The sequence below is a fragment of the Thioclava sp. JM3 genome (genome assembly GCF_002213185.1).
In the GTDB taxonomy this organism is placed as follows: Bacteria; Pseudomonadota; Alphaproteobacteria; order Rhodobacterales; family Rhodobacteraceae; genus Thioclava; species Thioclava nitratireducens.
Map to the genome: position 1 here is coordinate 50,591 of NZ_NBOB01000009.1, position 21,729 is coordinate 72,319.

The 21,729-nt window shown below is 62.6% G+C and carries 22 protein-coding genes; 8 read left to right on the forward strand and 14 right to left on the reverse strand.

What is annotated here, in order from left to right; translation table 11 throughout:
* Positions 1–129 precede the first annotated feature (129 nt).
* From B6V73_RS16345 to uxaC, 11 genes are all read right to left on the reverse strand, one after another.
* Entirely contained in the window at positions 130–1,011 is an 882-nt protein-coding gene (locus tag B6V73_RS16345; protein WP_240504161.1) for a sugar kinase, read from the reverse strand.
* A complete protein-coding gene (locus B6V73_RS16350) occupies positions 1,008–2,528 on the reverse strand; it encodes an altronate dehydratase family protein (protein ID WP_088725783.1) in 1,521 nt (506 codons plus the stop codon). The genes B6V73_RS16345 and B6V73_RS16350 overlap by 4 nt, the downstream gene beginning before the upstream one ends.
* Positions 2,521–3,705, reverse strand: a complete 1,185-nt coding sequence (uxuA, locus tag B6V73_RS16355; protein WP_088725784.1) for a mannonate dehydratase — start codon at positions 3,703–3,705, stop codon at positions 2,521–2,523. Before uxuA ends, B6V73_RS16350 begins: the two co-directional genes overlap by 8 nt.
* Positions 3,702–5,141 (reverse strand): mannitol dehydrogenase family protein, encoded by a 1,440-nt coding sequence (locus B6V73_RS16360; protein WP_088725866.1) that lies wholly within the window; start codon positions 5,139–5,141, stop codon positions 3,702–3,704. Before B6V73_RS16360 ends, uxuA begins: the two co-directional genes overlap by 4 nt.
* Positions 5,119–5,862: a 2-dehydro-3-deoxy-D-gluconate 5-dehydrogenase KduD gene (kduD, locus tag B6V73_RS16365; RefSeq protein ID WP_088725785.1), complete on the reverse strand. Its 744-nt coding sequence runs from the start codon at positions 5,860–5,862 to the stop codon at positions 5,119–5,121. Before kduD ends, B6V73_RS16360 begins: the two co-directional genes overlap by 23 nt.
* Complete coding sequence (kduI, locus tag B6V73_RS16370; RefSeq protein WP_088725786.1) at positions 5,859–6,683, reverse strand: 5-dehydro-4-deoxy-D-glucuronate isomerase; 825 nt, start codon at positions 6,681–6,683, stop codon at positions 5,859–5,861. Before kduI ends, kduD begins: the two co-directional genes overlap by 4 nt.
* Before the next feature lie 11 nt (positions 6,684–6,694).
* Positions 6,695–7,000 (reverse strand): cupin domain-containing protein, encoded by a 306-nt coding sequence (locus tag B6V73_RS16375; protein WP_088725787.1) that lies wholly within the window; start codon positions 6,998–7,000, stop codon positions 6,695–6,697.
* Positions 7,001–7,013: 13 nt separating this feature from the next.
* Complete coding sequence (locus B6V73_RS16380) at positions 7,014–8,294, reverse strand: TRAP transporter large permease (RefSeq protein ID WP_088725788.1); 1,281 nt, start codon at positions 8,292–8,294, stop codon at positions 7,014–7,016.
* A 4-nt stretch (positions 8,295–8,298) separates the two neighbouring features.
* Positions 8,299–8,769 (reverse strand): TRAP transporter small permease, encoded by a 471-nt coding sequence (locus B6V73_RS16385; RefSeq protein WP_240504162.1) that lies wholly within the window; start codon positions 8,767–8,769, stop codon positions 8,299–8,301.
* A 149-nt stretch (positions 8,770–8,918) separates the two neighbouring features.
* The gene (locus tag B6V73_RS16390; RefSeq protein WP_088722143.1) at positions 8,919–9,899 is read right to left on the reverse strand and encodes a TRAP transporter substrate-binding protein; all 981 of its coding nucleotides are present in this window, start codon (positions 9,897–9,899) and stop codon (positions 8,919–8,921) included.
* Between the two features lie 28 nt (positions 9,900–9,927).
* Positions 9,928–11,334, reverse strand: a complete 1,407-nt coding sequence (gene uxaC / locus B6V73_RS16395) for a glucuronate isomerase (protein WP_088725790.1) — start codon at positions 11,332–11,334, stop codon at positions 9,928–9,930.
* A 143-nt stretch (positions 11,335–11,477) separates the two neighbouring features.
* Here uxaC and B6V73_RS16400 point away from each other — a divergent pair, with 143 nt between their 5' ends.
* The gene (locus B6V73_RS16400; protein ID WP_240504163.1) at positions 11,478–12,140 is read left to right on the forward strand and encodes a GntR family transcriptional regulator; all 663 of its coding nucleotides are present in this window, start codon (positions 11,478–11,480) and stop codon (positions 12,138–12,140) included.
* A 307-nt stretch (positions 12,141–12,447) separates the two neighbouring features.
* Here the strand turns inward: B6V73_RS16400 and ugpC are convergent, their stop codons facing one another.
* Positions 12,448–13,524, reverse strand: coding sequence for a sn-glycerol-3-phosphate ABC transporter ATP-binding protein UgpC (ugpC, locus tag B6V73_RS16405; protein WP_088725792.1), 1,077 nt, complete (start codon positions 13,522–13,524; stop codon positions 12,448–12,450).
* Positions 13,525–13,626: 102 nt separating this feature from the next.
* Between ugpC and B6V73_RS16410 the strand changes: the two genes are divergently transcribed.
* The 7 genes from B6V73_RS16410 to B6V73_RS16440 all read left to right on the forward strand — a co-directional run bounded on the left by B6V73_RS16410 (position 13,627) and on the right by B6V73_RS16440 (position 20,198).
* Positions 13,627–14,334, forward strand: a complete 708-nt coding sequence (locus tag B6V73_RS16410; protein WP_088725793.1) for a GntR family transcriptional regulator — start codon at positions 13,627–13,629, stop codon at positions 14,332–14,334.
* Positions 14,331–15,233, forward strand: coding sequence for an alpha/beta hydrolase (locus tag B6V73_RS16415; protein ID WP_088725794.1), 903 nt, complete (start codon positions 14,331–14,333; stop codon positions 15,231–15,233). The genes B6V73_RS16410 and B6V73_RS16415 overlap by 4 nt, the downstream gene beginning before the upstream one ends.
* A gap of 30 nt (positions 15,234–15,263) precedes the next feature.
* The gene (locus B6V73_RS16420; protein WP_088725795.1) at positions 15,264–16,481 is read left to right on the forward strand and encodes a sugar ABC transporter substrate-binding protein; all 1,218 of its coding nucleotides are present in this window, start codon (positions 15,264–15,266) and stop codon (positions 16,479–16,481) included.
* 77 nt (positions 16,482–16,558) lie between these two features.
* Complete coding sequence (locus B6V73_RS16425) at positions 16,559–17,473, forward strand: sugar ABC transporter permease (RefSeq protein ID WP_088725796.1); 915 nt, start codon at positions 16,559–16,561, stop codon at positions 17,471–17,473.
* Positions 17,470–18,303: a carbohydrate ABC transporter permease gene (locus tag B6V73_RS16430; RefSeq protein ID WP_088725797.1), complete on the forward strand. Its 834-nt coding sequence runs from the start codon at positions 17,470–17,472 to the stop codon at positions 18,301–18,303. The genes B6V73_RS16425 and B6V73_RS16430 overlap by 4 nt, the downstream gene beginning before the upstream one ends.
* Before the next feature lie 12 nt (positions 18,304–18,315).
* Positions 18,316–19,203: a sugar phosphate isomerase/epimerase family protein gene (locus B6V73_RS16435; RefSeq protein WP_088725798.1), complete on the forward strand. Its 888-nt coding sequence runs from the start codon at positions 18,316–18,318 to the stop codon at positions 19,201–19,203.
* Complete coding sequence (locus B6V73_RS16440) at positions 19,200–20,198, forward strand: Gfo/Idh/MocA family oxidoreductase (protein ID WP_088725799.1); 999 nt, start codon at positions 19,200–19,202, stop codon at positions 20,196–20,198. Before B6V73_RS16435 ends, B6V73_RS16440 begins: the two co-directional genes overlap by 4 nt.
* Before the next feature lie 611 nt (positions 20,199–20,809).
* Here the strand turns inward: B6V73_RS16440 and B6V73_RS16445 are convergent.
* Both B6V73_RS16445 and B6V73_RS20850 read right to left on the reverse strand, forming a co-directional pair.
* Positions 20,810–21,400 carry a 2-hydroxychromene-2-carboxylate isomerase gene (locus tag B6V73_RS16445; RefSeq protein ID WP_088725800.1) on the reverse strand — a complete coding sequence of 197 codons (591 nt, stop codon included), beginning with the start codon at positions 21,398–21,400 and terminating at the stop codon, positions 20,810–20,812.
* Between the two features lie 160 nt (positions 21,401–21,560).
* Positions 21,561–21,716 (reverse strand): hypothetical protein, encoded by a 156-nt coding sequence (locus tag B6V73_RS20850; RefSeq protein ID WP_168174918.1) that lies wholly within the window; start codon positions 21,714–21,716, stop codon positions 21,561–21,563.
* Positions 21,717–21,729: the final 13 nt, after the last annotated feature.

Genomic DNA, 21,729 nt, shown 5'->3' on the forward strand with positions numbered 1-21,729 from the left:
GAACATGCAAAAGACGGGAGCTACCCTGCTCGACTAACGACATCGAGCACCCCGCACCACCCGCAAAGCATTGAATATATAGAATCGAGATATTGTTTCATGCTGCAAGGCGAGCCCCCTCTTTGGTAGCTACGCAGCTATGATCGCCCCCGGCTGCGCGATCACCTCGAGCGCGCAGGCATGAGCCTGAACAAGGCAGTCCTCGTCTGAAGCGCCCCGAAAATGCGCGGCGAGCCATGCACCGTTGAAACTGTCGCCGGCCGCGGTGGTATCGACCACCTTTTGCGCGGCAGGCAGGTCGAGCGGCTTGGCGGTGGGATCGAGCGACATCGCCCCTCCCGCGCCCATCTTCAACGCGCCTTTGCGCGCGCCCCAGCCGTTGAGCCGCGCGCGCACCGCTTGCGCGTCGGGGTCTCCAAACAGCGCCATCTCGTCATCCAGCGAGGGCAGCGCAATATCGGCGATGCGCCACGCCGCCTCGGTCACGGCGCGGGCGGTCTCGGCATTTTCCCACAGCCGCGGGCGGTAGTTGGAATCGAAGGCCACCCGGGCGGGATGTGCCTCCAGATGCGCCAAGAGCGACAGGCGCACAGGATGGGGCAGGATCGCCAGCGTGATCGCGCTGAGATAGATCAGATCGACGCCTTCAAGCTGCGCGAACCCGTCCTCGAACAGGCAGCGCGCCGCGGATTGGTCGCGCCAATAGGAAAAGCTGCGCTCTCCCTTTGCGTCGAGCGCAATCGCGTAGATTCCGGGCAGGCGCTCGGGGTGGCGGCGGATGCGCGCGCAGCCCACACCTTGGGCGGCGATGAAGGCGCTCATGCGATCGGAGACAGCATCGCTCCCCAGCACGGTGACGAATTCGACCTGCGCCGAGCTACCGCTTGCGCGCGCGAGATAGACCGCCGTGTTGAGCGTATCGCCGGCAAAGCCGAGCTGCTGTTCCGGACGGTCGAAAGACAGCTCGACCATCGCCTCCCCGACGCAGGCGATCACGGGTTTCTTCGTCACATCACCGCTCCGATTTGCCACGGCTGGAATTCGTTATCGCCCAGCCCGAGGTCTTCCGATTTGGTCTTCTCTCCCGACGCGACCCGCAGGATCGCCTCGAAGACTTCCGCGCCCTTGTCAGCAATCGACACGCCTTGGCTCAGGATGTCGCCGCAGCCGATATCCATATCGTCGGGCATCGCCTCCATCAGCCGGTCAGACGTCGCGAGCTTGATCGTCGGTGCCGGTTTCGAGCCGAAGGCTGAGCCGCGCCCGGTCGTGAATACCACGATCTGCGCGCCCGCCGCGATCTGGCCCGTGGCCGAGACCGGGTCGTAACCGGGACTGTCCATGAAGCTCAGCCCCGGCGTGCGGACCTGTTCGGCATAGTCATAGAAGGCCCGCAGCGGCGTCGCCCCGGCCTTCGCGACCGCGCCGAGGGATTTCTCAAGGATCGTGGTGATCCCGCCCTGCTTGTTGCCGGGGCTCGGGTTGTTGTCCATCGACCCGCCGCCCTGTGCCGCATAGCCTTCCCACCAGTCGAGACAGCCAAGGAGCTGCTCCGCAACCTCGGACGTCGTTCGGCGCAGTAGGAGATCCTCGGCGCCATGGATCTCGGGGGTCTCGGAGAGGATCACGCCACCGCCCTGCCCCACGATCAGGTCCGAGGCCACGCCCAGCGCCGGATTCGCAGTGATCGCGGAAAACCCGTCCGAGCCGCCACACTGCAGCCCGATGCGCAGCGCGGAGACCGGGCAGGCGCGGCGGCTGGTCTTGTTCACCTCCGGCAGAATCTCGCGCAGCTTCGCCTTGATCGCCTCGATCGTGGCGCGGGTGCCGCCGGTCTCCTGAATGGTCAGCGCGTGGAACCGTTCGGTCCCAGTCGACCCGAAATGCGCCTCCATGCGCGCGATCTGCATCACCTCGCAGCCGAGACCTACGAAGATCGCCGCACCGACATTCGGGTGGGTCGCATGGCCCCAGAGGACACGCTCGAGGCTGTCCGCCCCGCGCCCGCTCGCCGCCATGCCACAGCCGGTGCCATGGGCGAAGGCGACGACGCCATCGATGTTGTCATAAGGATCGAGCGCGCCCTCAGCCGTGATCTCGGCGGCTGCGCATTTGATCACCGTGGCCGAGCAGTTCACCGTGGCGCAGAGTGCGATGTAGTTACGCGTGCCAACCCGACCATCGTCCCGCGCGTAGCCCATGAAACTGCGCGGCGCGACCTTTGGGATCGCGGCCTCGGCGCGGGCGAGATCGGCGCCGATCTGGTGGGTCTCGTCATGGTCCGAATAGCTGACATTATGGCTGTGAACATGTTCGCCCACCGCGATCGGGGCGCTGGCCCGGCCGATGATCTGGCCGAACTTGATCACCGGATCGCCTTCGGCCATCGCTACGCGCGCGAGCTTATGTCCCGCGGAAACCGGATGTGCGAGCGGCTCACCGATGCCAAGCGGGGTGCTGCCCGCGTCGGCGCGCGCGGCCAGAACGGCTACGGTATCGCGTGGATGCAGTGTAATCGCTTCAGCCATCGCGGCGCCCCCTCAATCCGGCGATCACGCCGCGCATCTCGGCCAGCCCGCGCATCCGCCCGATCAGCGGGTAGCCGGGGAAAGAACCGCGCGTGGCGTCATCGAGCAGGACATGACCGTGATCGGGCCGGAACGGAATCTGTGCGTCCGCGCGCCCCTCGGAGGCCCGGCGTGTTTCCTCGGTCAGGAGCGCGGTGGCCACCGCGACCATATCGGTATCTCCACCCAGATGCGCGGCCTCCTCGAAACTGCCATCGGGGTCTTTGCGCACGTTGCGCAGATGCGCGAAATGGATACGCGACGCGAAGCGCTCGGCGATCGCGGGCAGATCGTTGGCCGGGTTCGCTCCGAGCGATCCAGTGCAGAGCGTCAGCCCGTTCGCGGGGCTGTCATGCGCCTGCAGGATCCAGTCGATATCCTCGGCGTTGGAGACGACGCGGGGCAGCCCCAGAATGTCGCGTGGCGGATCGTCGGGATGCATGCAAAACCGCAGCCCCAGTTCCTCCGCCGTGGGGATCACCTCGTCAAGGAAGCGTTTGAAATTGCGCCGAATCTCGTCGCGATCGAGGCCGTCATAGAGCGCAAGCTGGGTCCGCAGACCGGCGATGTCGTAGCGGTCATAGGCACCCGGCAGCCCCGACATGATCGCGTGCAACAGCGCGTCACGCTGGTCCTGCGTCGAGCCGTCGAACCAGGTCTTGGCGCGAGCGCGCACTTCCGGAGAATAATCGGCTTCAGCTTCCTCGCGCCCTAGCATGTGAATTTCGAACGCCGCCATGCGATATGCCTCGAAGCGCAGGCAGCTGCCGCCAGTCTCAAGCGGTGCGGTCAGATCGGTGCGTGTCCAATCCAGCACCGGCATGAAATTGTAGCAGATCGTGGTGATGCCCTCGGCGGCGAGATTGGCCATCGATTGGCGGTAATTGGCGAAAAGAGCGCTCAGATCGCCTTCGCCGCGCTTGATCCGCTCATGGATCGGCAGGCTTTCGACCACGTGCCAATGCAGCCCCGCCGCCTCGATCCGGGCGCGCCGCTCGGCGATAGCCTCGCGCGACCAGACCTCGCCATAGGCGATCTCGTGCAAGGCGGTAACGATGCCGGATGCGCCCGTCTGCGCGATCTGCGGCAGGGAAATCGTGTCCAGCTCGGGGCCATACCAACGCCAGCTCTCGATCATTGGAGAACCTCCTGCACCGCGGCGCGCGCGCCTTTTTCGACGAGCGCGCGATAGGCCTCCGTGACCGGGTCCTGCAGGGATTGTGCGAGCTCGGGCGGAAACACAGAACGCAACGACAGAAGCGCCGCAACCTTGCCCTCGGCATCCGCGGCACTGTCGGAGAGCGCACGTAACTCAGCGGCCAGCGGGTCTTTCACCTCGATCGGCTGCCCGCTCTCGTCGACGCCGCCGACGTAGCGCATCCAGGCCGCGATCGCGAGCATCAGGCCCGGGCAGCTCCGCCCGGCCTTCAACGTATCGGCGACGGTGGCCAGAATGCGCTGCGGCAGTTTCTGGCTGCCATCCATCGCGATCTGCCATGTCCGGTGACGGATCGCGGGATTGGCGTAGCGCGCTGCGAGCGCGTCGGCATAGTCCTCAAGCGACACGCCGGGCGGCGGGGTCAGCGAAGGAATGATTTCGGAGCGCCACAGATGGCGCACGAACCCGGCCATCACCTCGTCGTCCATCGTGTCGGAAATCGTCTCATGCCCCGCCAGATAGCCGAGATAGGCCAGTGAGCTGTGCGTGCCATTGAGCATCCGCAGTTTCATATGCTCGAACGGCGTCACATCGCGGACCATCTCGACTCCGACTGCGCCCCAGTCGGGACGTTCGCCATCGACGAAGTCATCCTCGATGACCCATTGGCGAAACGGCTCGTGCATCACCGGCAACGCGTCGTGCCAGCCTGCGAGCTCTTCGAGCCGCACGATGTCCTCGGGCTTGGTGGCGGGGACGATGCGGTCCACCATGGTCGAGGGGAACCGTCCCTCATCCGCGATCCAGTCTGCCAGCTGCGGGTCGATCCGACGCGCAAGATCCAGCACCACGCCGCGCAGCAGCCGGCCGTTTTCGGGCAGGTTGTCACAACTCATCGCGGTGAAGGGACGCAATCCGCGCGTGCGGCGCAGTTGCAGCGCGCGCACCAGATAGCCAGGCGCAGAGACGGGCAGGTCGTTGGCCATGTCATGGACGATATCGGGATGATCGGGGTCGAGCGCGCCGGTCGCGGGCGAATGGCAATAGCCCTTTTCGGTGATCGTGAGCGACACGATGCGCACGTCCGGATCGGCCATCACGTCGAGCACCGCCTGCGGGTCTTCGCGCGCCACCAGAATGTTGCTCACGATCTCGATGCGCTCGGGCGTTTCGCCCTCGGGGCCGAACTCCAGCCCGCTATAGGCGAAATCCTGCGGCGCCAGCGCGTCGCGCATCCGCGAGGATTGCAGCGACACGCCGGTGATCCCCCAATCGCCGCCGCTCTTTGCTGCGGCTTCTGCGGTATAGATCGCCCCATGGGCGCGGAAGAACGCGCCAAGGCCGAGATGGACGATACCGGTTTTGAGCTTCGCGCTCTCGCGGGTGAGACGTTCAGCGGGCAAGCCAGCCTCCATCGACATTCAGCACCGCGCCGTGGATGTAGCGCGCGGCGGGGGAACACAGGAAAGCGGCCGTGCCGCCGATATCGGAAGGATCGCCCCAGCGCCCCGCCGGGATGCGCGCAAGGATCGCCTCACTGCGCTCCGGATCGGCACGCAGGGCCTCGGTGTTGTTGGTCGCGATATAGCCGGGTGCGATGGCGTTCACGTTGATCCCTTTGGCCGCCCATTCATTGGCGAGGATCTTGGTCAGTCCCGCCACGCCATGCTTGGACGCGGTGTAGGAGGGCACGCGGATGCCGCCCTGAAAGGATAGCAGCGACGCGATATTGACCACTGCCGCCGGGGTATTCCCCTTCTCCAGCGCGGCGCGGGCAAAGGCTTGCGTGGTGAAGAACAACGCCTTGAGGTTCACGTCCATCACCGCGTCCCAATCGGCTTCGGTGAAGTCCAGACTGTCTTCGCGCCGGATGATGCCTGCATTATTCACGAGGATCGAATAGCCCGCATCCGTGAAAATATCCTGCGCGGCCATCGGGTCCGCGAAGTCGAGGAGCAGCGCCTCGCCCTGCCCGCCCGCATCCGCGATCATCTCCAGCGTCTCGGTGCATTCGCGCCGCCCCGCGCAGGTCACATGCGCGCCTTGCGCGGCCAGCGACACGGCGATCGCCTGACCGATGCCGGTATTCGCGCCGGTGACGAGGGCGCGGCGGTTCTTTAGCGAAAACGGGCTCATTTCAGGTCCGCCGGCTGCACGAAGTCCATGTCGGTGTAATCGACATTGTCGCCCGCCATCGCCCAGATGAAGGTATATTCCCCGATCCCGGCCCCGGAGTGGATCGACCAAGGCGGCGAGATCACGGCCTCTTCGTTGGCGATCATCATGTGGCGGGTCTCGGTCGGCTCGCCCATCAGGTGCAGCACGCGCGCCTCGGGCGTCATGCCCCAGTAGAGGTAGGCTTCCATCCGGCGGTCATGCACATGCGCCGGCATCGTGTTCCAGACCGACCCTTCGACCAGTTGCGTGTAGCCCAGCACCAGTTGGCAGCTTTCCATCACGGTGGGATGGATGAACTGGTTGATGACGCGCTTGTTGGAGGTCGCCGCCTCCCCCAGCTCGACGCGGTTCGCCTCGGCAAGCTTGATCAGGTGATGCGGATAGGTGCGATGCGCGGGGGCGGAAACCAGATAGAACCGGCCGTCGCCCTCGAAGGTCACCGGGCCTGCGCCCATGCCGAGATACAGGACATCACCGCGCCCCATTTCCCACGTCTCGCCAGCCGCCGATACGCGTCCCGTGCCGCCGATATTGACGACGCCCAGTTCGCGCCGCTCGAGGAAAGTGGCGGTCCGCGTCTCCTCCACCACATCGAGCGTAAGCGGCGCGCCATTCGGCACCGCGCCTCCGAGGGTGAACCGGTCGTAATGCGTGTAGATCAAGCGGATCTCGCCGGGCGCGAACAGCCCCGTGCCCAGGAAGTGCTCACGCAACTCTTGCGTGCCCATGGTGCGGGCGTGATCAGGATGGATGGCGTGGCGGGTTTCTACGCTGAGCATTGAATGTCCTTTCACAAAAAGTCGTCACGGCGCGGGGTGAAGCAGTCGAGCAGCTCCCCCGCTTCGACGCAGACACAGCCGTGTTCGGCGCCGGACCGTATCATCAGGCTGTCCCCGGCGCGCAGCACGTGCTCCGCGCCGTCCAGGACAAATCGAAATTCCCCGGAGGTGCAGTAGGTGATCTGCGCATGGGGATGAGAGTGGAGCGCACCCTCTGCCCCGGTCTCGAAGCGAACCGAGACCAGCATCATCTGCTCGTTTTCGGCCAGCACCTGACGGGCGATGCCCTCATCGGGATAGGCGATCGGATAGCTCATGGGGAAATTCCTCTCAGTGGAAGACTGACGGCAGCCAGAGCGAAAGCGCGGGGATATAGGTCACCAGCATCAGCGTGGCGAAGGTGGCGAAATAGAACGGCCAGATGGATTTCATCACCGTCGTGATCGGCACCCGGCCCACTGCGCAGCCGACGAACAGCACCGCACCGACCGGCGGCGTGCAGAGACCGATCCCGAGGTTGAGCACGAGGATCACCCCGAACTGCACCGGATCGACACCGAAGGCCTGAGCCACGGGTAGGAAGATCGGCGTGGTGATCACGATCAGCGGCGACATGTCCATGAATGTGCCCAGAACCAGCAGCAACAGGTTGATCAGCAGCAGGATGACGATCGGATTATGCGAGAAGTTCTCGAGCAGATGGATCAGCTTGGCGGGCACTTGCAGATAGGCCAGCAACCAGCCGAAGGAGGCCGCGCAGCCGATGACCATCAGCACCATCGCCGTCGTGCGCACCGCGCCCTTGGTCGCCTCGATGAAATCCGACAGCTTCATCGTGCGATACAGGAAGACGGTCACCAGCAGCGCGTAGACCACCGCGATATTGGAGCTTTCAGACGCGGTGAAAATGCCCGAGCGCACGCCGCCGAAGATGATCAGGATCATTATCAGGCCGGGCATCGCATTCCAGAACAACCGCCCGAGGGCCCTGCGACCGGGAAACGGTTCGGTCGGGTAGCCGCGGCGTTTGGCGACGAAATAGGCGGCGGTCATCAGCGACAGCGCAAGCACCAGACCCGGAATGATCCCGGCGGTGAACAGATCGGCAATCGAGATCTTCCCGCCTGCCGAGATCGAATAGATGATCATGTTATGGCTGGGCGGCAGCATCAGAGCGATGATCGCCGCCGTGACGGTGATGTTCACGCCGTAATCCGCGCCGTAGCCGCGTTCGCGCATCTGCGGCACCATCAGGCCACCCACGGCCGAGGCATCCGCCGCCGCAGAGCCGGAGACACCGCCGAACATCACCGAGGCAAGGATGTTCACCTGCCCCAGCCCGCCGCGCATGTGTCCCACCAAGGCGCCCGCCAACGCGACCAGTCGCCGCGCGATATCGCCGCGCACCATCAGGTCCCCGGCATAGATGAAGAACGGGATCGCCATCAGCGCAAAGACCGAGACGCCGGAATTCAGACGCTGGAACACCACCACCGGGGGAAGCCCTAGATAGGTCACGGTCGCAAAGGAGGCCACGCCAAGGCAGAAGGCCACCGGCGTGCCGATCAGCAGCAGGACGGTGAACGTTCCGAACAAGATCCAGAGTTCCATCAGCTCAGTTCCCTTCGCCAGTTACAGCATTGCCTTCAAGCTCTGCCGCATCGTGATCGTCGCCGAACCGCGACGTAGACAGACCCGCGAGCCGGCGCAGGATGCGCTCGGCGCAGAAGATCATCAGCAGCGCTCCGCCCGCCGCGACCGGCACGAAGCGGAAGGCCCCGGAAACGCCGAGCCCCGAGATCGTCGTGGCGGACATCTTGTCGGCCAGTTGCCAGCCATATTTGAGCATCCCGAAGCCGAAGGCCGCGACAACGAGGTCCGAAATCGAGAAGAAGGTCAGTCGCACCTTTTCGGGCAGCACGAAGAGCAATACGTCGAAGCTGAGGTGGTAGCCCTCCCGGATGCCGACAGCCGCGCCGAGGAAGATGAACCAGCCCATAAGGATCACGCTCGCAGGCTCGGCCCAGAAAAGGCTTGAGCCGAGGACGTAGCGATAGAAGACCTGGGCGAAGACGAAAGCCGTCATCAGGACCAGTCCTATCCCTGATAACCATAGGGCAGCGCGGCCCAACCAGCCCGTCCAGACGGCCAGTTTTTCCACAACGTTGCGCATCTGTGGGATCTCCACGAAAAGAGTGTGCCCCCGCCGCAATCGGCGGGGGGCGATGGATCAGATCACTTCGTCGCTTGAATGCGCGCCACCAGATCCTTGGCTTCGGGCGTGGTCACGTATTTGTCGTAGACCGGCTTCATCGCGTCGATGAAGGGCTGCTTGTCGATGTCCTTCACGACCTTGACGCCGGCCGCTTCGACCTTGTCCTCGGATTTCTTTTCCTGCTCGGCCCAGAGCTTACGCTCGAGCGTTTCCGAGTTCTTCGCAGCTGCCTTGATGACCTTCTGGTCTTCGGGGCTCAGCTTGTTCCAGGTCGTGAGCGACATCGCCACCAGTTCCGGGACCATGAGGTGCTGGTCCTGGGTGTAATAGGGCGCGACCTCGTAATGGCCCGAGCTGTCATAGGAGGGCCAGTTGTTCTCCGCGCCGTCGATGACGCCGGTCTGGATCGAGGAGTAAACCTCGCCATAGGGCATCGGCGTAGCATTCGCGCCGATCGCCTGCATCATGTCGACGAAGACGTCGTTCTGCATGACACGGAACTTCATGCCCTGAAGGTCGTCGATCGATTTGATCGGATGCTCGGAATTGTAGAAGCTGCGCGAGCCCGCGTCGTAATTGGCCAGCTGGACCAGATCATGCGCTTCGAACGCCTTACCGACTTCGGCGCCGATCGGGCCGTCGAGAACATGGTGCTGATGCTCGACCGAGCGGAAGAGGTAAGGCAGCGAGAACAGCTGCGTTTCCGGAACGATGTCGTTGAACGTGCCGAACGAAGCGCGCACCATGTCGATCACGCCCAGCTGGGTCTGCTCGATCGTATCCTTCTCCTCGCCCAGCTGCGCGGACGGGTAGACCTCGATGCAGATCCGGCCATCGGTCTTCGCCTCGACCTCCTTGGCCATCGATTTCACCGCCTCGACGGTCGGGTAGCCGTCGGGGTGGGTGTCCGACGAGCGCAGGGTCATGTCGCAGGCCGACGCGGTCGTGACGCAGGCGGCCGAAATCAGCAGCGCAGCGATAGGTGTCAGTGTCTTCTTCATTACTTCTCTCCTCCCAGAAAGTGCTCAATCAGAGCTTGTAGGCTTGGCGCGCAAGCCTGTGTGTGAGGTCATGAATGACCTCAGAAGCTTCCTCCTCCGTCAGCCGCCCGGTGGCGACCAAGTTGGCAAGGAATCCGGCATCGACCCGGCGCGCGACGTCATGGCGCGCGGGGATCGACAAATAGGCACGGGTGTCGTCGTTGAAGCCGACCGTGTTGTAGAAGCCCGCGGTTTCGGTGGTCATCTCGCGGTAGCGCCACATGCCCTCGAAACTGTCGTGGAACCACCATGCCGGGCCGAGGCGCAGACAGGGATAGACCCCCGCAAGCGGCGACAGCTCGCGCGCATAGGTGCTCTCGTCCAGCGTGAACAGAATGACGCGCAGCTCGGGGTCCTGCCCCACCGCATCGAGAAGCGGCTTGAGGGCTGCGACATAATCGGTGCGCGTCGGAATGTCGTAACCCTTGTCACGACCGAAGCGGGACTGGATCGGGCCCGAATGATTGCGCGATGAACCGGGATGGATCTGCATCACCAGACCGTCCTCGCAGGACAGCTTCGCCATCTCGGTCAGCATCTGGGCGCGAAACGCCTCGCGTTCCGCCGCGTCCGCTTTCCCCGCGAGCACCTTGTCATAGAGCGCCTCCGCCGCGGCGCGATCCAGATTGAGCGTCGCGGCACTCGGATGACCGTGGTCGGTCGAGGTCGCCCCGAAAGAGGCGAAATAGGCGCGCCGGTCGCGATGGGCGTCCAGATAGGCCGAGAAAGAGGTGCCCGACTGCCCGCCAAGCTGGCAGAACGTCTCGACGTTCTGCGCGAAGCCTTCAAAATCGGGATCGACCACCGGATCGGGGCGATAGGCGGTGATCACACGCCCGCCCCACCCGCTTTCGCGGATCATCCGGTGCCATTTCAGATCGTCGAGCGGGCTTTCCGTCGTCGCGATCACCTCGATATTGAACTGCTCGAACAAGGCGCGCGGGCGCATCTCCGGTCGCTGAAGCGCCTCTGAGATGCGATCGTAATACATGTCTGCGGTGTCGGCGCTGAGCCGCTCGGTGAACCCGAAGATCGTCTCGAACGCATGGTCCAGCCAGATCCGTGACGGCGTGGCGCGGAACAGATGGTAATACTCCGCGAACAGCCGCCAGATCTTGCGACCATCGGTTTCCGTCTCCCCGCCATCCACACGCGGCACACCAAGCGCCTCCAGCGGCACGCCCTGACTGTGCAGCATCCGGAACACATAGTGATCGGGCGTCACGAAAAGCTGGGCAGGGTCGGGAAAGGCCTCGTTCTGCGCATACCAGCGCGGGTCGGTATGGCCATGGGGCGAGATAATCGGAGCATCCCTGACCGTGTCATAGAGATCGCGTGCGAGGGCACGAGCCCCCGGATCCGCTGGCAGCAGGCGATCTTTATTCAACAGCGCCATGGTCTATCGCTCCCCCTGTGGCTATTTTCTTAGGTGGACTAACACCGAACTAATAAACTAATATGCTAGAATACCCGGATCGTCAACGAGGAGTTCCGATGCCCGCGCCCCTGCCTTTGACCCAGCTTGATCAGAACGCACGCATGTCTGTCTCCGATGTCGTTTTCGAACATTTGCGTCAGCAGGTTCTGGGGTTGTCCCTACCGCCGGGGACGAAGCTTTCGGAAGTGGAGGTCGCCAAGCAGATGGGCGTTTCGCGCCAGCCGGTGCGCGATGCTTTCTACCGTTTGTCGAAACTCGGCTTTCTCGTGATTCGTCCCCAGCGTGCGACGACGGTCTCGCTGATTTCACGCGACGCGGTGCTGCAGGCGCGTTTCATTCGCAACGCGCTCGAGGTCGAAACCGTGCGCGTCGCGGTCGCCGCATTGACCGATGAGGATCTCGCGGCATTGCGCGATCTGATCGAGCAACAGCGTGCCGCGATGGAGAAGGGTGAGAAGACCAAATTCCACGAGCTGGACGATCAATTCCATCGCGAGATCTGCACCCGTGCCGGGCTCGGCTTCACATGGGAATTGATCGCCGAGAACAAGGGGCACATGGATCGCGTGCGGATGCTGTCGCTGTCCTTCGCCTCGCGCGATGCGTTCGACGATCACGTGAAGATTCTGAGCGCGCTCGAAAGCCGCGACCTTGACCGCGCGACACAGGCGATGCGCGATCACCTGTCGCGGATCCTCGATCAGATCGACCGCATTCAGGATGATCACACAGAGCTTTTCGAGGTCGCGCCTCGGCAGAGCTGAAGTCGGGATATTATAGCATCCGTGAACTTCCGCCTTAGGTCGTCCATCGAATTGAAGATAGAGGCAGCTATTGGCTGGTGCCGCAATCTCGAAGAAGCTTAAGCTTGGGCGCCCCTTGCTCCAGAGCGGTGATTAAGCGCGCTTGCTGTCATCTTACCTGAAGCCCAGCACAGCGGGAGAGCAATCTGTCAATACCATCTATGGGGCCGCTCCTATCTCTTCGCGATGGATCAGAGCAAGGCAATTCCGCAAAGCTCAAGGCGCTACCAACCGATCACGGCAATCAACCAACACGAAAATCGGAGCTTCAAACAGTCGCCAGCCTCTTCCCGGTTTCAGCATCGAAGTAATGCAAATTCTCCATCGCGTAGCTCAGAGGGATCGGCGTGCCCGCTGTCAGGCGGAGATTAGGATCAAGGCGCGCTGTAAGTTCATGTTCGCTGAAGCTGCAGATCGCCATCAGGTCCGATCCGAGCGGCTCGAACACTTCGGGCACAGCCCGGATCATCTCAGCCCCCTGCCCGGCCAGGGTCAGATGCTCAGGGCGAACGCCCACATCGATGCGCGCCCCATCTGCTGCCGCGACCACGCCCAGCGGCATCGCCTGATCGCCCAGACACAGCTGCGGAACATCTCCGGACCGGTCCAGGATTCCGGACATGATGTTCATTTGCGGCGAGCCGATGAACTCTCCCACGAAGCGTGTCTCAGGGTTGGAATATAGCTCCATCGGAGCACCCTGCTGCACGATATGACCTCCCCGCAGCACCACGACGCGATCTGCAAGCGTCATCGCCTCGGTCTGATCATGGGTAACGTAGATCATCGTCGTGCGCAGCATCGCGTGGAGTCGCTTGATCTGGGTGCGCATCTCGACCCGCAGCTTGGCATCGAGGTTCGACAAAGGCTCGTCGAACAGAAAGACCGAGGGCTCGCGAACGATGGCGCGACCCATCGCGACGCGCTGCCTCTGGCCACCGGAAAGTTGACCGGGTTTGCGATCGAGGAAATCGGCAATTTGCAAGATGCCCGCCGCGCGCTCGACCCGCTCGTTGATTTCAGCCGCCTTGAAACCACGCATCTTGAGGCCGAAACCGATATTGGCGCGGATCGTCATATGCGGATAGAGCGCGTAATCCTGAAACACCATCGCCACATCGCGATCACGCGGCTCGAGCTCATTGACCACGCGACCGCCGATCGACAACTCGCCATCGGAGATTTCTTCGAGCCCCGCGATCATTCTCAGCAAGGTGGACTTGCCGCAGCCCGAAGGGCCGACAAATGCGACGAACTCTCCGTCGGCGACGTCCAGATCCACACCGTGCATGGCCCGCACGGCCCCGTAATCCTTGACGATCTTGCGTAACGAAATCTCTGCCATGGCGCGTTGTCTCCTCCCGTTCGAAATGCGCTTGCATTATCGATAATCGTCATGTTATCGATATTGATAATTCGAGGCAAGCCACGAAATTGGGAAAGACGAATGGCCGCGGAAAGTTTTGATACGTTCACATCGACCGGCGGCACAGTCCGCCCCTCGGGCCGCCGCAGCCACCAGGTCTTCGAGGCTCTGCAGCAGGAAATCGTATTGGGCACCTTGCTGCCCTCAAGCGCGTTGACGGAACTAGATCTCGCGCAACGGTTCGGCTGCAGCCAAGGCACGATTCGCGAAGCGTTGATGCGGCTGAACGAAGAAGGGCTGGTCAACCGGCTGCCCAACCGGGGGACGCATGTGGCCCCCTGTGCTGCTGATGACGCGCGCGCCCTTCTGGAGATCCGCCGCGGAATAGAATGCAGCCATCTCGACCGGGTGATGGCTCGCACCGACGCCGCCTTGCTTGGCGAGTTGCGCGCAAGGCTGGACGCGATGCGCAACGCCGCGCGCGACGGCGATGAATACCGGCTTTCGACCCATGACCGCGGATTTCACGCACGGCTCTTTGCCGCGGCCGATCTGCCGCTCGTCACCCCCATCCTCAGCCGGTGCCTGATCCACAACCACCGCTACAAGATTCTGAATTCGCAACCCAATCGTGCGCTGGAAGAAACTGCCGAACGGCATGTTCCGATCATCGCAGCTCTTGCCCAAGGCGACGTAGAACATCTGCGGCAGCTGCTTGATCACCACATCACCACGATTGTGGATTTCGGCCCCGATCTGCGCGCGAGCGATGCCGGAGAGCAGTCATGACACGCCTCAGCGCCTCGATGGAACCGGTGCTTGAACGCCTCGCACAAGAGGATGCCGGTCTGGGCGATCCCACTCTGATGGCGCCGCGTCTCGGGCGCGCGCTCGCCGAAATGACCAACGCCCGCTGGAACGCCGACCTGCCTCCGATGGAGACGCGCACGGTGCTGATAGGTGACCTGCCCGCGCGGCTGGTGACGCCGCCGAACGACGACGGACGCCACGCGATCTTGCATGTGCATGGGGGCGGCTGGGCGTTTTGTTCTGCGCTAACCCACGAAGGCGCAGCGCGCCGGCTCGCGCTTGCCTGTGGCTGCCCGGTGCTGACTTTCGATTATCGTCTGGCACCGGAAAATCCCTTTCCGGCCGGGCTCGATGACGTCGAGGCGGCTTGGGAGGTGCGAGACAGGACCCGGCATTGGAGTATTGCGGGAGACAGCGCCGGTGCGAACCTCGCGCTGGCGCTGATACTGCGCAGGATCTCGGCTGAGACCGATCTTCCGCAAATGGGACTTCTTTTCTACGGCGTCTACGGCGCGGATTTCAAGACAGATTCCTACCGCACCTATGCCGCGGGGCCGGGCCTGACACGCGACAAGATGCAACGCTATTGGGATTGGTATTGCCCCGCCGGAGACCGCGCAGAGGCGACGGTCTCACCGTTGGCTGCGGATGATGCAGCTCTGCGTGCCCTGCCACCGCTCTACCTGAACGCCGCCGAGATCGACCCGTTATGCTCGGACAGCGACCAGCTCGCGGCGCGCCTTCACGGGTTGGGGCGCAACGATCCTTATGACCGCATCGAAGGCGTCGTTCACGGCTTCATGCAGATGGGCAGCATCCTGCCCGAGGCCCGCGCGGCCTTCGCTCGTGTGGGCGAGGTATTTCAACAGACCGTCTGAGGAGAACGGTCAACCCAAGGGAGGAGAAAGATGAAACGGATCAAAACCTTCGGACTTGCCTCGATTCTGGCCATGGCGGCCGGGATCGCGCATGCCGACAGCACAGTGCATTTCTGGTATCACTTCGACAATGCCGACAACCCTATGAGCGGCTTGGTCGCGAAATTCGAAAAGGAAAACCCCGGCATCAAGATTGATGCTCAAAACGTGCCGTGGAACAGCTATTACGACCAGCTTTACACCGCAATTATCGGGGGCAATGCACCCGACGCGGCGATGGTCAAGATGTTTGCCCAACCGCGCCTGATCGAGATGGGCGCGCTAGAACCGATCGACGATCAGCTCTCGAAGTGGGCCGGCAAGTCGCAGATCGACGAGAACCTCTTCAAACTTACGCAAGCGGCAGATGGTGAGCATTATTACCTGCCGATCCAATACGTGATCCTCTACCTCTACTACCGCACCGACATGTTCAAGGAGCTGGGCCTGACCCCTCCGCAAACCTGCGCGGAGTTCGAGGAAGACGCCAAGAAGCTCACTCGCGACACCAACGGCGACGGAACACCCGACGTCTATGGCTTCGGCTTTCGCGGCGCCAAGGGTGGCCAGGACCAATGGGCGAGCTTCACCCTCGGCCGTGAGGGCGTGAGCCTGACCAAAGGTCTGACCTCGGATGCAGGCATCGCGGGCACGCAGTTCGTGCAGGACCTGTTCCGCAAGGATCACGTCTTCCCGCCGTCGGCTCCCAATGACGGCTTCTCGGAGATCATCGGTGCGTTCAAGGCGGGCAAGACCGCGATGACGATCCACCATATCGGCTCGGCCAATGGCATGGTCGAGGCTCTGGGCGACAAAGTCTCGGCAGTGCCGGTGCCCGAATGTGGCGGTGGACGCTGGACGGCATTCGGTGACGAGAGCACCGCAATCTTCTCAGGCGCAGAGGACAAGGAGGCAGCCTGGAAGTGGATCTCGTTCCTCTCGAGCCCCGGAAACAACGCCAAGTTCAACGAGGCGACCGGCCAGCTGCCAGTCGTGAAATCGGATGCGGACAGCTGGACGCTCCAGCCCAAACGCTTCGTTCAGGCCACGGTGGACTCGCTACCCTTCGCGCATCTCTATCCGAACGTTTCTCAAACCTCGGACTTCGTGAACACCGTCTGGCCCACCGCGATGCAAAGGGTTCTGACCGGGGAGATCACGCCCAAGCAGATGAACGAAGAAATCGCCAAACTCTACAACGGCGACTGATCCCGCCGATGCAGCCGGGGCGCGCGCGCATCCTTCGTGCGCGCCCTTTTCCAAACCTGCCCTGATTGGCTTCGAACATGACAAGACCAGAGCTTTCCACCTCCCCGCCGCGGCGTGGGCTGGGCCGTCGCGTGCTGCCCTACGCGATGCTGTCGCCAGCCGTGCTGGTAACCTTGGCCATCGTCTTCCTGCCGATGCTGCAAACCGCATGGATGAGCCTGCACGATTACGTGCTGTTCCGACCGAATGCCTTCGACTTCGTCGGGCTCAAGAATTTCAAGGCCGCGCTGAACGATGAGGTTTTCTGGATATCGCTGCGCCACACCGCGATCTGGATGGCAGCGACGATCCCCGCGCAATTGCTGTTGGGACTGATCACAGCCCTCCTTCTGAACCAGGAGTTTCCGTGGCGCCCGTTGGCCCGCGCATTGGTGATCATCCCTTGGGCGCTGCCCTCTGTCGTGATCGCCCTAATGTGGGTCTGGATCTACGACAGCAATTACGGCATCGCCAACGAGTTCCTGCTGCGGGTCGGTCTTATCCAGAAGGCGATCCCGTGGCTTGCCGACCCGAAGACCGCCCTCGGCGCGATCATTGTCACGCTGACATGGCAAGGCTTTCCTTTCTTCGCGGTGATGATCCTCGCCGGGCTGCAATCGATCCCGCGCAGCTATTACGAGGCGGCATCGATCGACGGCGCTTCGACCTGGCGCCAATTCTGGCACATAACCCTGCCCGGCATTTCTGGAGTGATGGCGACCGCGGTCCTGCTCAGGCTGATCTGGGTGGCCAACAGCTTCGACGTGATCTTCGTGATGACCGGCGGCGGCCCCGGCTACTCGACCTACACGCTCCCGCTCTACGCGTTCATCAAGGCCCGCACGAACCTCGATTTCGGCTACGGCTCGGCGGTCGCGGTCCTGTTCACAGCCATGCTGATGGTCGTCGTGGTCTTCTATCTGCGCCGGACCGGAAAGGCGGTGTCCTCATGAGCCTGCGCAAACGCTCCCGCCTCAAGCGCTTTCTGGTCGTCGAACTGCCGATGCTGGCGGTTCTCACCTTCACGCTCGGCCCCTACCTGTGGATGCTGATCACTTCGCTCAGCCCGCAATCGACACTGTTCACGCAAGGCCCTTCGATCTGGAACGCGACGATCGAGAATTACACGCGCCTCTTCGAGACGGTGGGCTTCGGCAAGAACCTTCTCGACAGCTTCATCGTGGCGGCGGGCACCGTCGTCGTGGGCCTCTCGCTCTCGATCACGGCGGCCTACGCCTTCTCGCGCTTCAACTTCCGGGGCAAGCGGATCCTGATGCTGCAATTCCTGCTCATCAACATGTTCCCGCTGGTGCTGCTGATTCTGCCACTCTTCGTCTTCATGCGCCGGCTGCACCTGCTCGACACCCACCTCGCGCTGATCATCGCCAATTCGACCGTCGCGATCCCCTTCTCGATCTGGATGATGGTCAGCTACATGAACGGTATCCCACGCTCGCTCGACGAGGCGGCAATGACCGATGGCTGCACCCGCCTGCAAGCGCTGCGCCGCGTCGTGCTACCTCTGTGCCTGCCCGGCATTATCGCCACCGGTATCTACATCTTCATCACCGCCTGGAACGAGTATCTCTACGCCCTCACCCTCGGTGGACGCGACGTGCGCACGATCACCGTCGCCGTGCAGACACTCATCGGCGAATACGAGGTGCAATGGGGCTTGCTGACGGCGGGTGGGATCGTCGGCGCGTTGCCCGCGACCGTGCTCTTCCTCATCGTTCAGAAACGCCTGATCTCCGGCCTCACGCAAGGCGCCGTGAAAGGCTAGAAAGGACATATCTTGAAAAACCCGATTGGTATCATCTCAATGCAGTTCACCCGGCCATTCACCGGCAAGGACCTGCACTATTTCGCCCATGCTGCGGAGCTTGGCTTCGACTTCGTCGAGCTACTGGTGCCCGAACCAGAGGACGATCTGCCGCTGGCCGATGTCAAAGCCGCAGCTTCCGATGCAGGTATCTCGCTGGTGCTGGCGGCGCGGGTCAATCCGCAACGCTCCATCGCATCCGATGACCCTGAGAATGTGAAAGGTGGCCTCGATTATCTGAAGTTCTGCGTGGAGGTCGCGGCCGAATTGGGCGTCGGCATCGTCGGCGGCCCGCTCTACGGGGAACCGATGGTCTTCGCGGGGCGTCCACCCTGCCCGCGCAGCGATGACCAAATCGCGGCCCGCGCCGATCGCACTATCGAGGGTTTTTCGCAGGTGGCGCCGTTGGCACGTTCGGCGGGTGTGGTTCTTGCAGTCGAGGCCCTGAACCGGTTCGAAACGGATATCCTCAACACCACCCGTCAGGCGGTCGAGCTGGTCGACGCGGTCAATGATCCGGGTTGCCAGCTGATGCTCGACACTTTCCATATGAACATGGAAGACCGCTCGATCGCCGATGCGATCCGACTGGCGGGGCCCCGCATCGCGCATTTCCAAGCCAATGAGAACCACCGTGGGCATCCCGGCACCGGGCATCTCGACTGGACCGCGATCATGCGTGCCCTGCACCAAGTGAGCTACGACGGGCCGATATCTCTCGAGCCATTCCGGCGGGCCGATGACCGGATCGCTCTCCCCATCGCGCAATGGCGCGCGCCGCGCGAAGATGAGTCCGACAAGTTGCGCGCCGGTCTGGGCGTGATCCGCAATTCGCTGACGCTCGCGGAGGTAGACCAATGATGAAGATCGGCTGGATCGGCTGTGGGCGCCATGCGCGCCAAATGCTGCTACCTCAACTCGGGCGCAACGACATCCGCATCGCGGCGCTCTGTGATCGCGATGCAGCGGCGTTGACCCGCACCGGCGAGGAATACGGTGTCACCGCACTGTTCTCCGACTTCGAGGAAATGATCTCCACGCCTGGACTTGACGCGATTGGCATGGCCGTGGGGCCGGAGCTTCACCGGATGGCGACGCTGGCCGCGCTCAAACGCGGGTTGCCGGTTTTCATGGAGAAACCTCCCGCCGCCACCGCCGAAGGCGCCCGGGAGATCGCACGTGCCGCGCAGGCCGCGAAAAAACCGGTCATCGTCGGCTTCATGAAGCGCTACTCGACCGGTAACAAGATCGCAAAGAACGTCCTCGACCATGGGGAGTTCGGCCCCGTTCTCGGGATCACCGGAGCCTACATGACCGCCCCGACCTATTTTCAGGGCGAGCCCGACTACACCGGCTTCTTCCTGCATCACTGCGTGCATTACATGGACCTGATCCCATGGTTCGCGGGGGACGATTTCGGCGACATGCAGGTGCGCCACGTCTCTCCCGCACCAGGCAAACTTTTGCTACACCTCAATTTCACGACGCAGGCCGGCGTGATCGGCAATATCGTCATGGGCACCGTGCAATCGCGCGGGACCCCGATGGAAGAGATCCGCATCATGGGCGATCACGCGCGCCTGCATGTCGACAACATCATCGACGTGGCGCTCTATCGCGATCCGCCCTTCAAGGCCGACGATCCAAGGGCAATGCTCGATCCAACCTGCGATACCTTGAGCTGGCGACCGAACTTCACGGCGGCCGCGAATGAGGATCACAAAGGCTACGCGGCGCTCCTCTCCGATGCGGCGGCAGTGCTGCAGGGCGAGAGCCGCAATGTGCCCGATATCGAGGACGGCGTGCGCGCGATGGAACGGCTGGAACGGATGATCACACAATTGAACCTGCAATGACGGCATAGCCGAAAAGATCAATCGATCGCGGAAGGTAGCGAGCGCCCGTTTGGTCAAACCCTCCTGGGTTTTCCAGTTTGATTATCAGCGCACGGCTGTCCTTGAGCCATCAGTGCGACGGCTCGCGGGGCCGCTGGACAGTTTCATCCGCCGTTCGATCGGATTTTTGCTTCGAGAAGGTTGCCGGAACTGACAAGAACGGTGATTGAAGAAACCCGCGAGAGAGCACGCGGGCAACTCGCCCTCCCTGGTGCTCGTTCAACGACATTCCACACCCGAACTGCATATAATCGAGCACTTTAAGCACCGGGCCCGCAGGTGCTCGTTCAACAGCATAGGGGTGCTCGTTTCACGACATGCCATGTCGTTGAACGAGCACCCCTACCCCCTCGTAAGCCACTGAAATCTTTCGAAAGCGGGGTTGAACAAATACAGCAAAACGAGCACCCCCTATTTGAAGGACAGCGTTTACGAGGATCGCAACCACGGTGGACATTGCGCCATCCTGCGCGCGAAGCTGTTTTGCCTCTCCACACGATATCCAAACAGCAGGCGGCCCGATTACACTGCGCATTTTCGGTGCCTGAACTGAACGCAGACTGCAGGCCGTTTCAGCTGGCCTGCCGATGCCAGGCGATGGCATCATCGAGCCGATCGTGTCCCCAGAAGATCTCTTTTCCCACGACGAAGTTGGGGGCGCCGAAGAGACCAAGCGAGAACGCCTCGTCGGTGTCGCGTTCCAAAGCTTCAGCTATCTCTGGGGCATCGGCGCGGGTGAGCGCCTCTTTGGGGTTCTGACCCGCCTCCCGCAGGCTCTCGGAGAAGTTGGGTTCAGCGCCGGCATCCTGTCCCTCGGCAAACCAGCGCCGATAGCTGGCACGAATATAAGCCTTGCCCCAGCCCTCCTTCAGGCCAAGGAGCGCGATGCGGTTAGCGCGCACGAGGTCGTCAATCATGTAAGGAGGAGGCATGGAGACTGTGAGCCCGAAGCCCTTGGCACGGCGCTCGATGTCGCGCCACATGTAGGCAAGTTTCGCGGGCTTGTCAGCATAGGGGACGCTGTTCATCGAGACCAGCACCCGTCGCAAGTTGAATGGACGCCAGTTGAAGCGGATACCGGTTTGAGCTTCGACAGCGTCGAGGCGCATAACCGGGAAATAGGTGTAGGTGCTGCCAATCGCGAACCAGAAATCGATGGCCATGCATTTCTCCGCCGAAAAGCTTACCTTTAGAAGTATATCACGATCGCGCCGATCTGCCTAACTGGTGACCTGTCACGGGCCGCCCTCAACGGATCAGAATGAGGCAGTTCGGCGCGTTACCACCTGATCGCGACGATCGGCCCACACGACAATTGGTATCTCAAACGGCCGCGAGCCTCTGCCCGACTTCGGCACCGAAGCAATGCGGGTTCTCCATCGCGTAACCCAGCGAAATCGGCGTGCCAGCCGCCAGACGGAGAAGGGAGACGGCGAGCGCGCCGGTGAAGCGGTCTCGAGCGCCCGCGCCGCTAGCCATAACGCAGGCATGA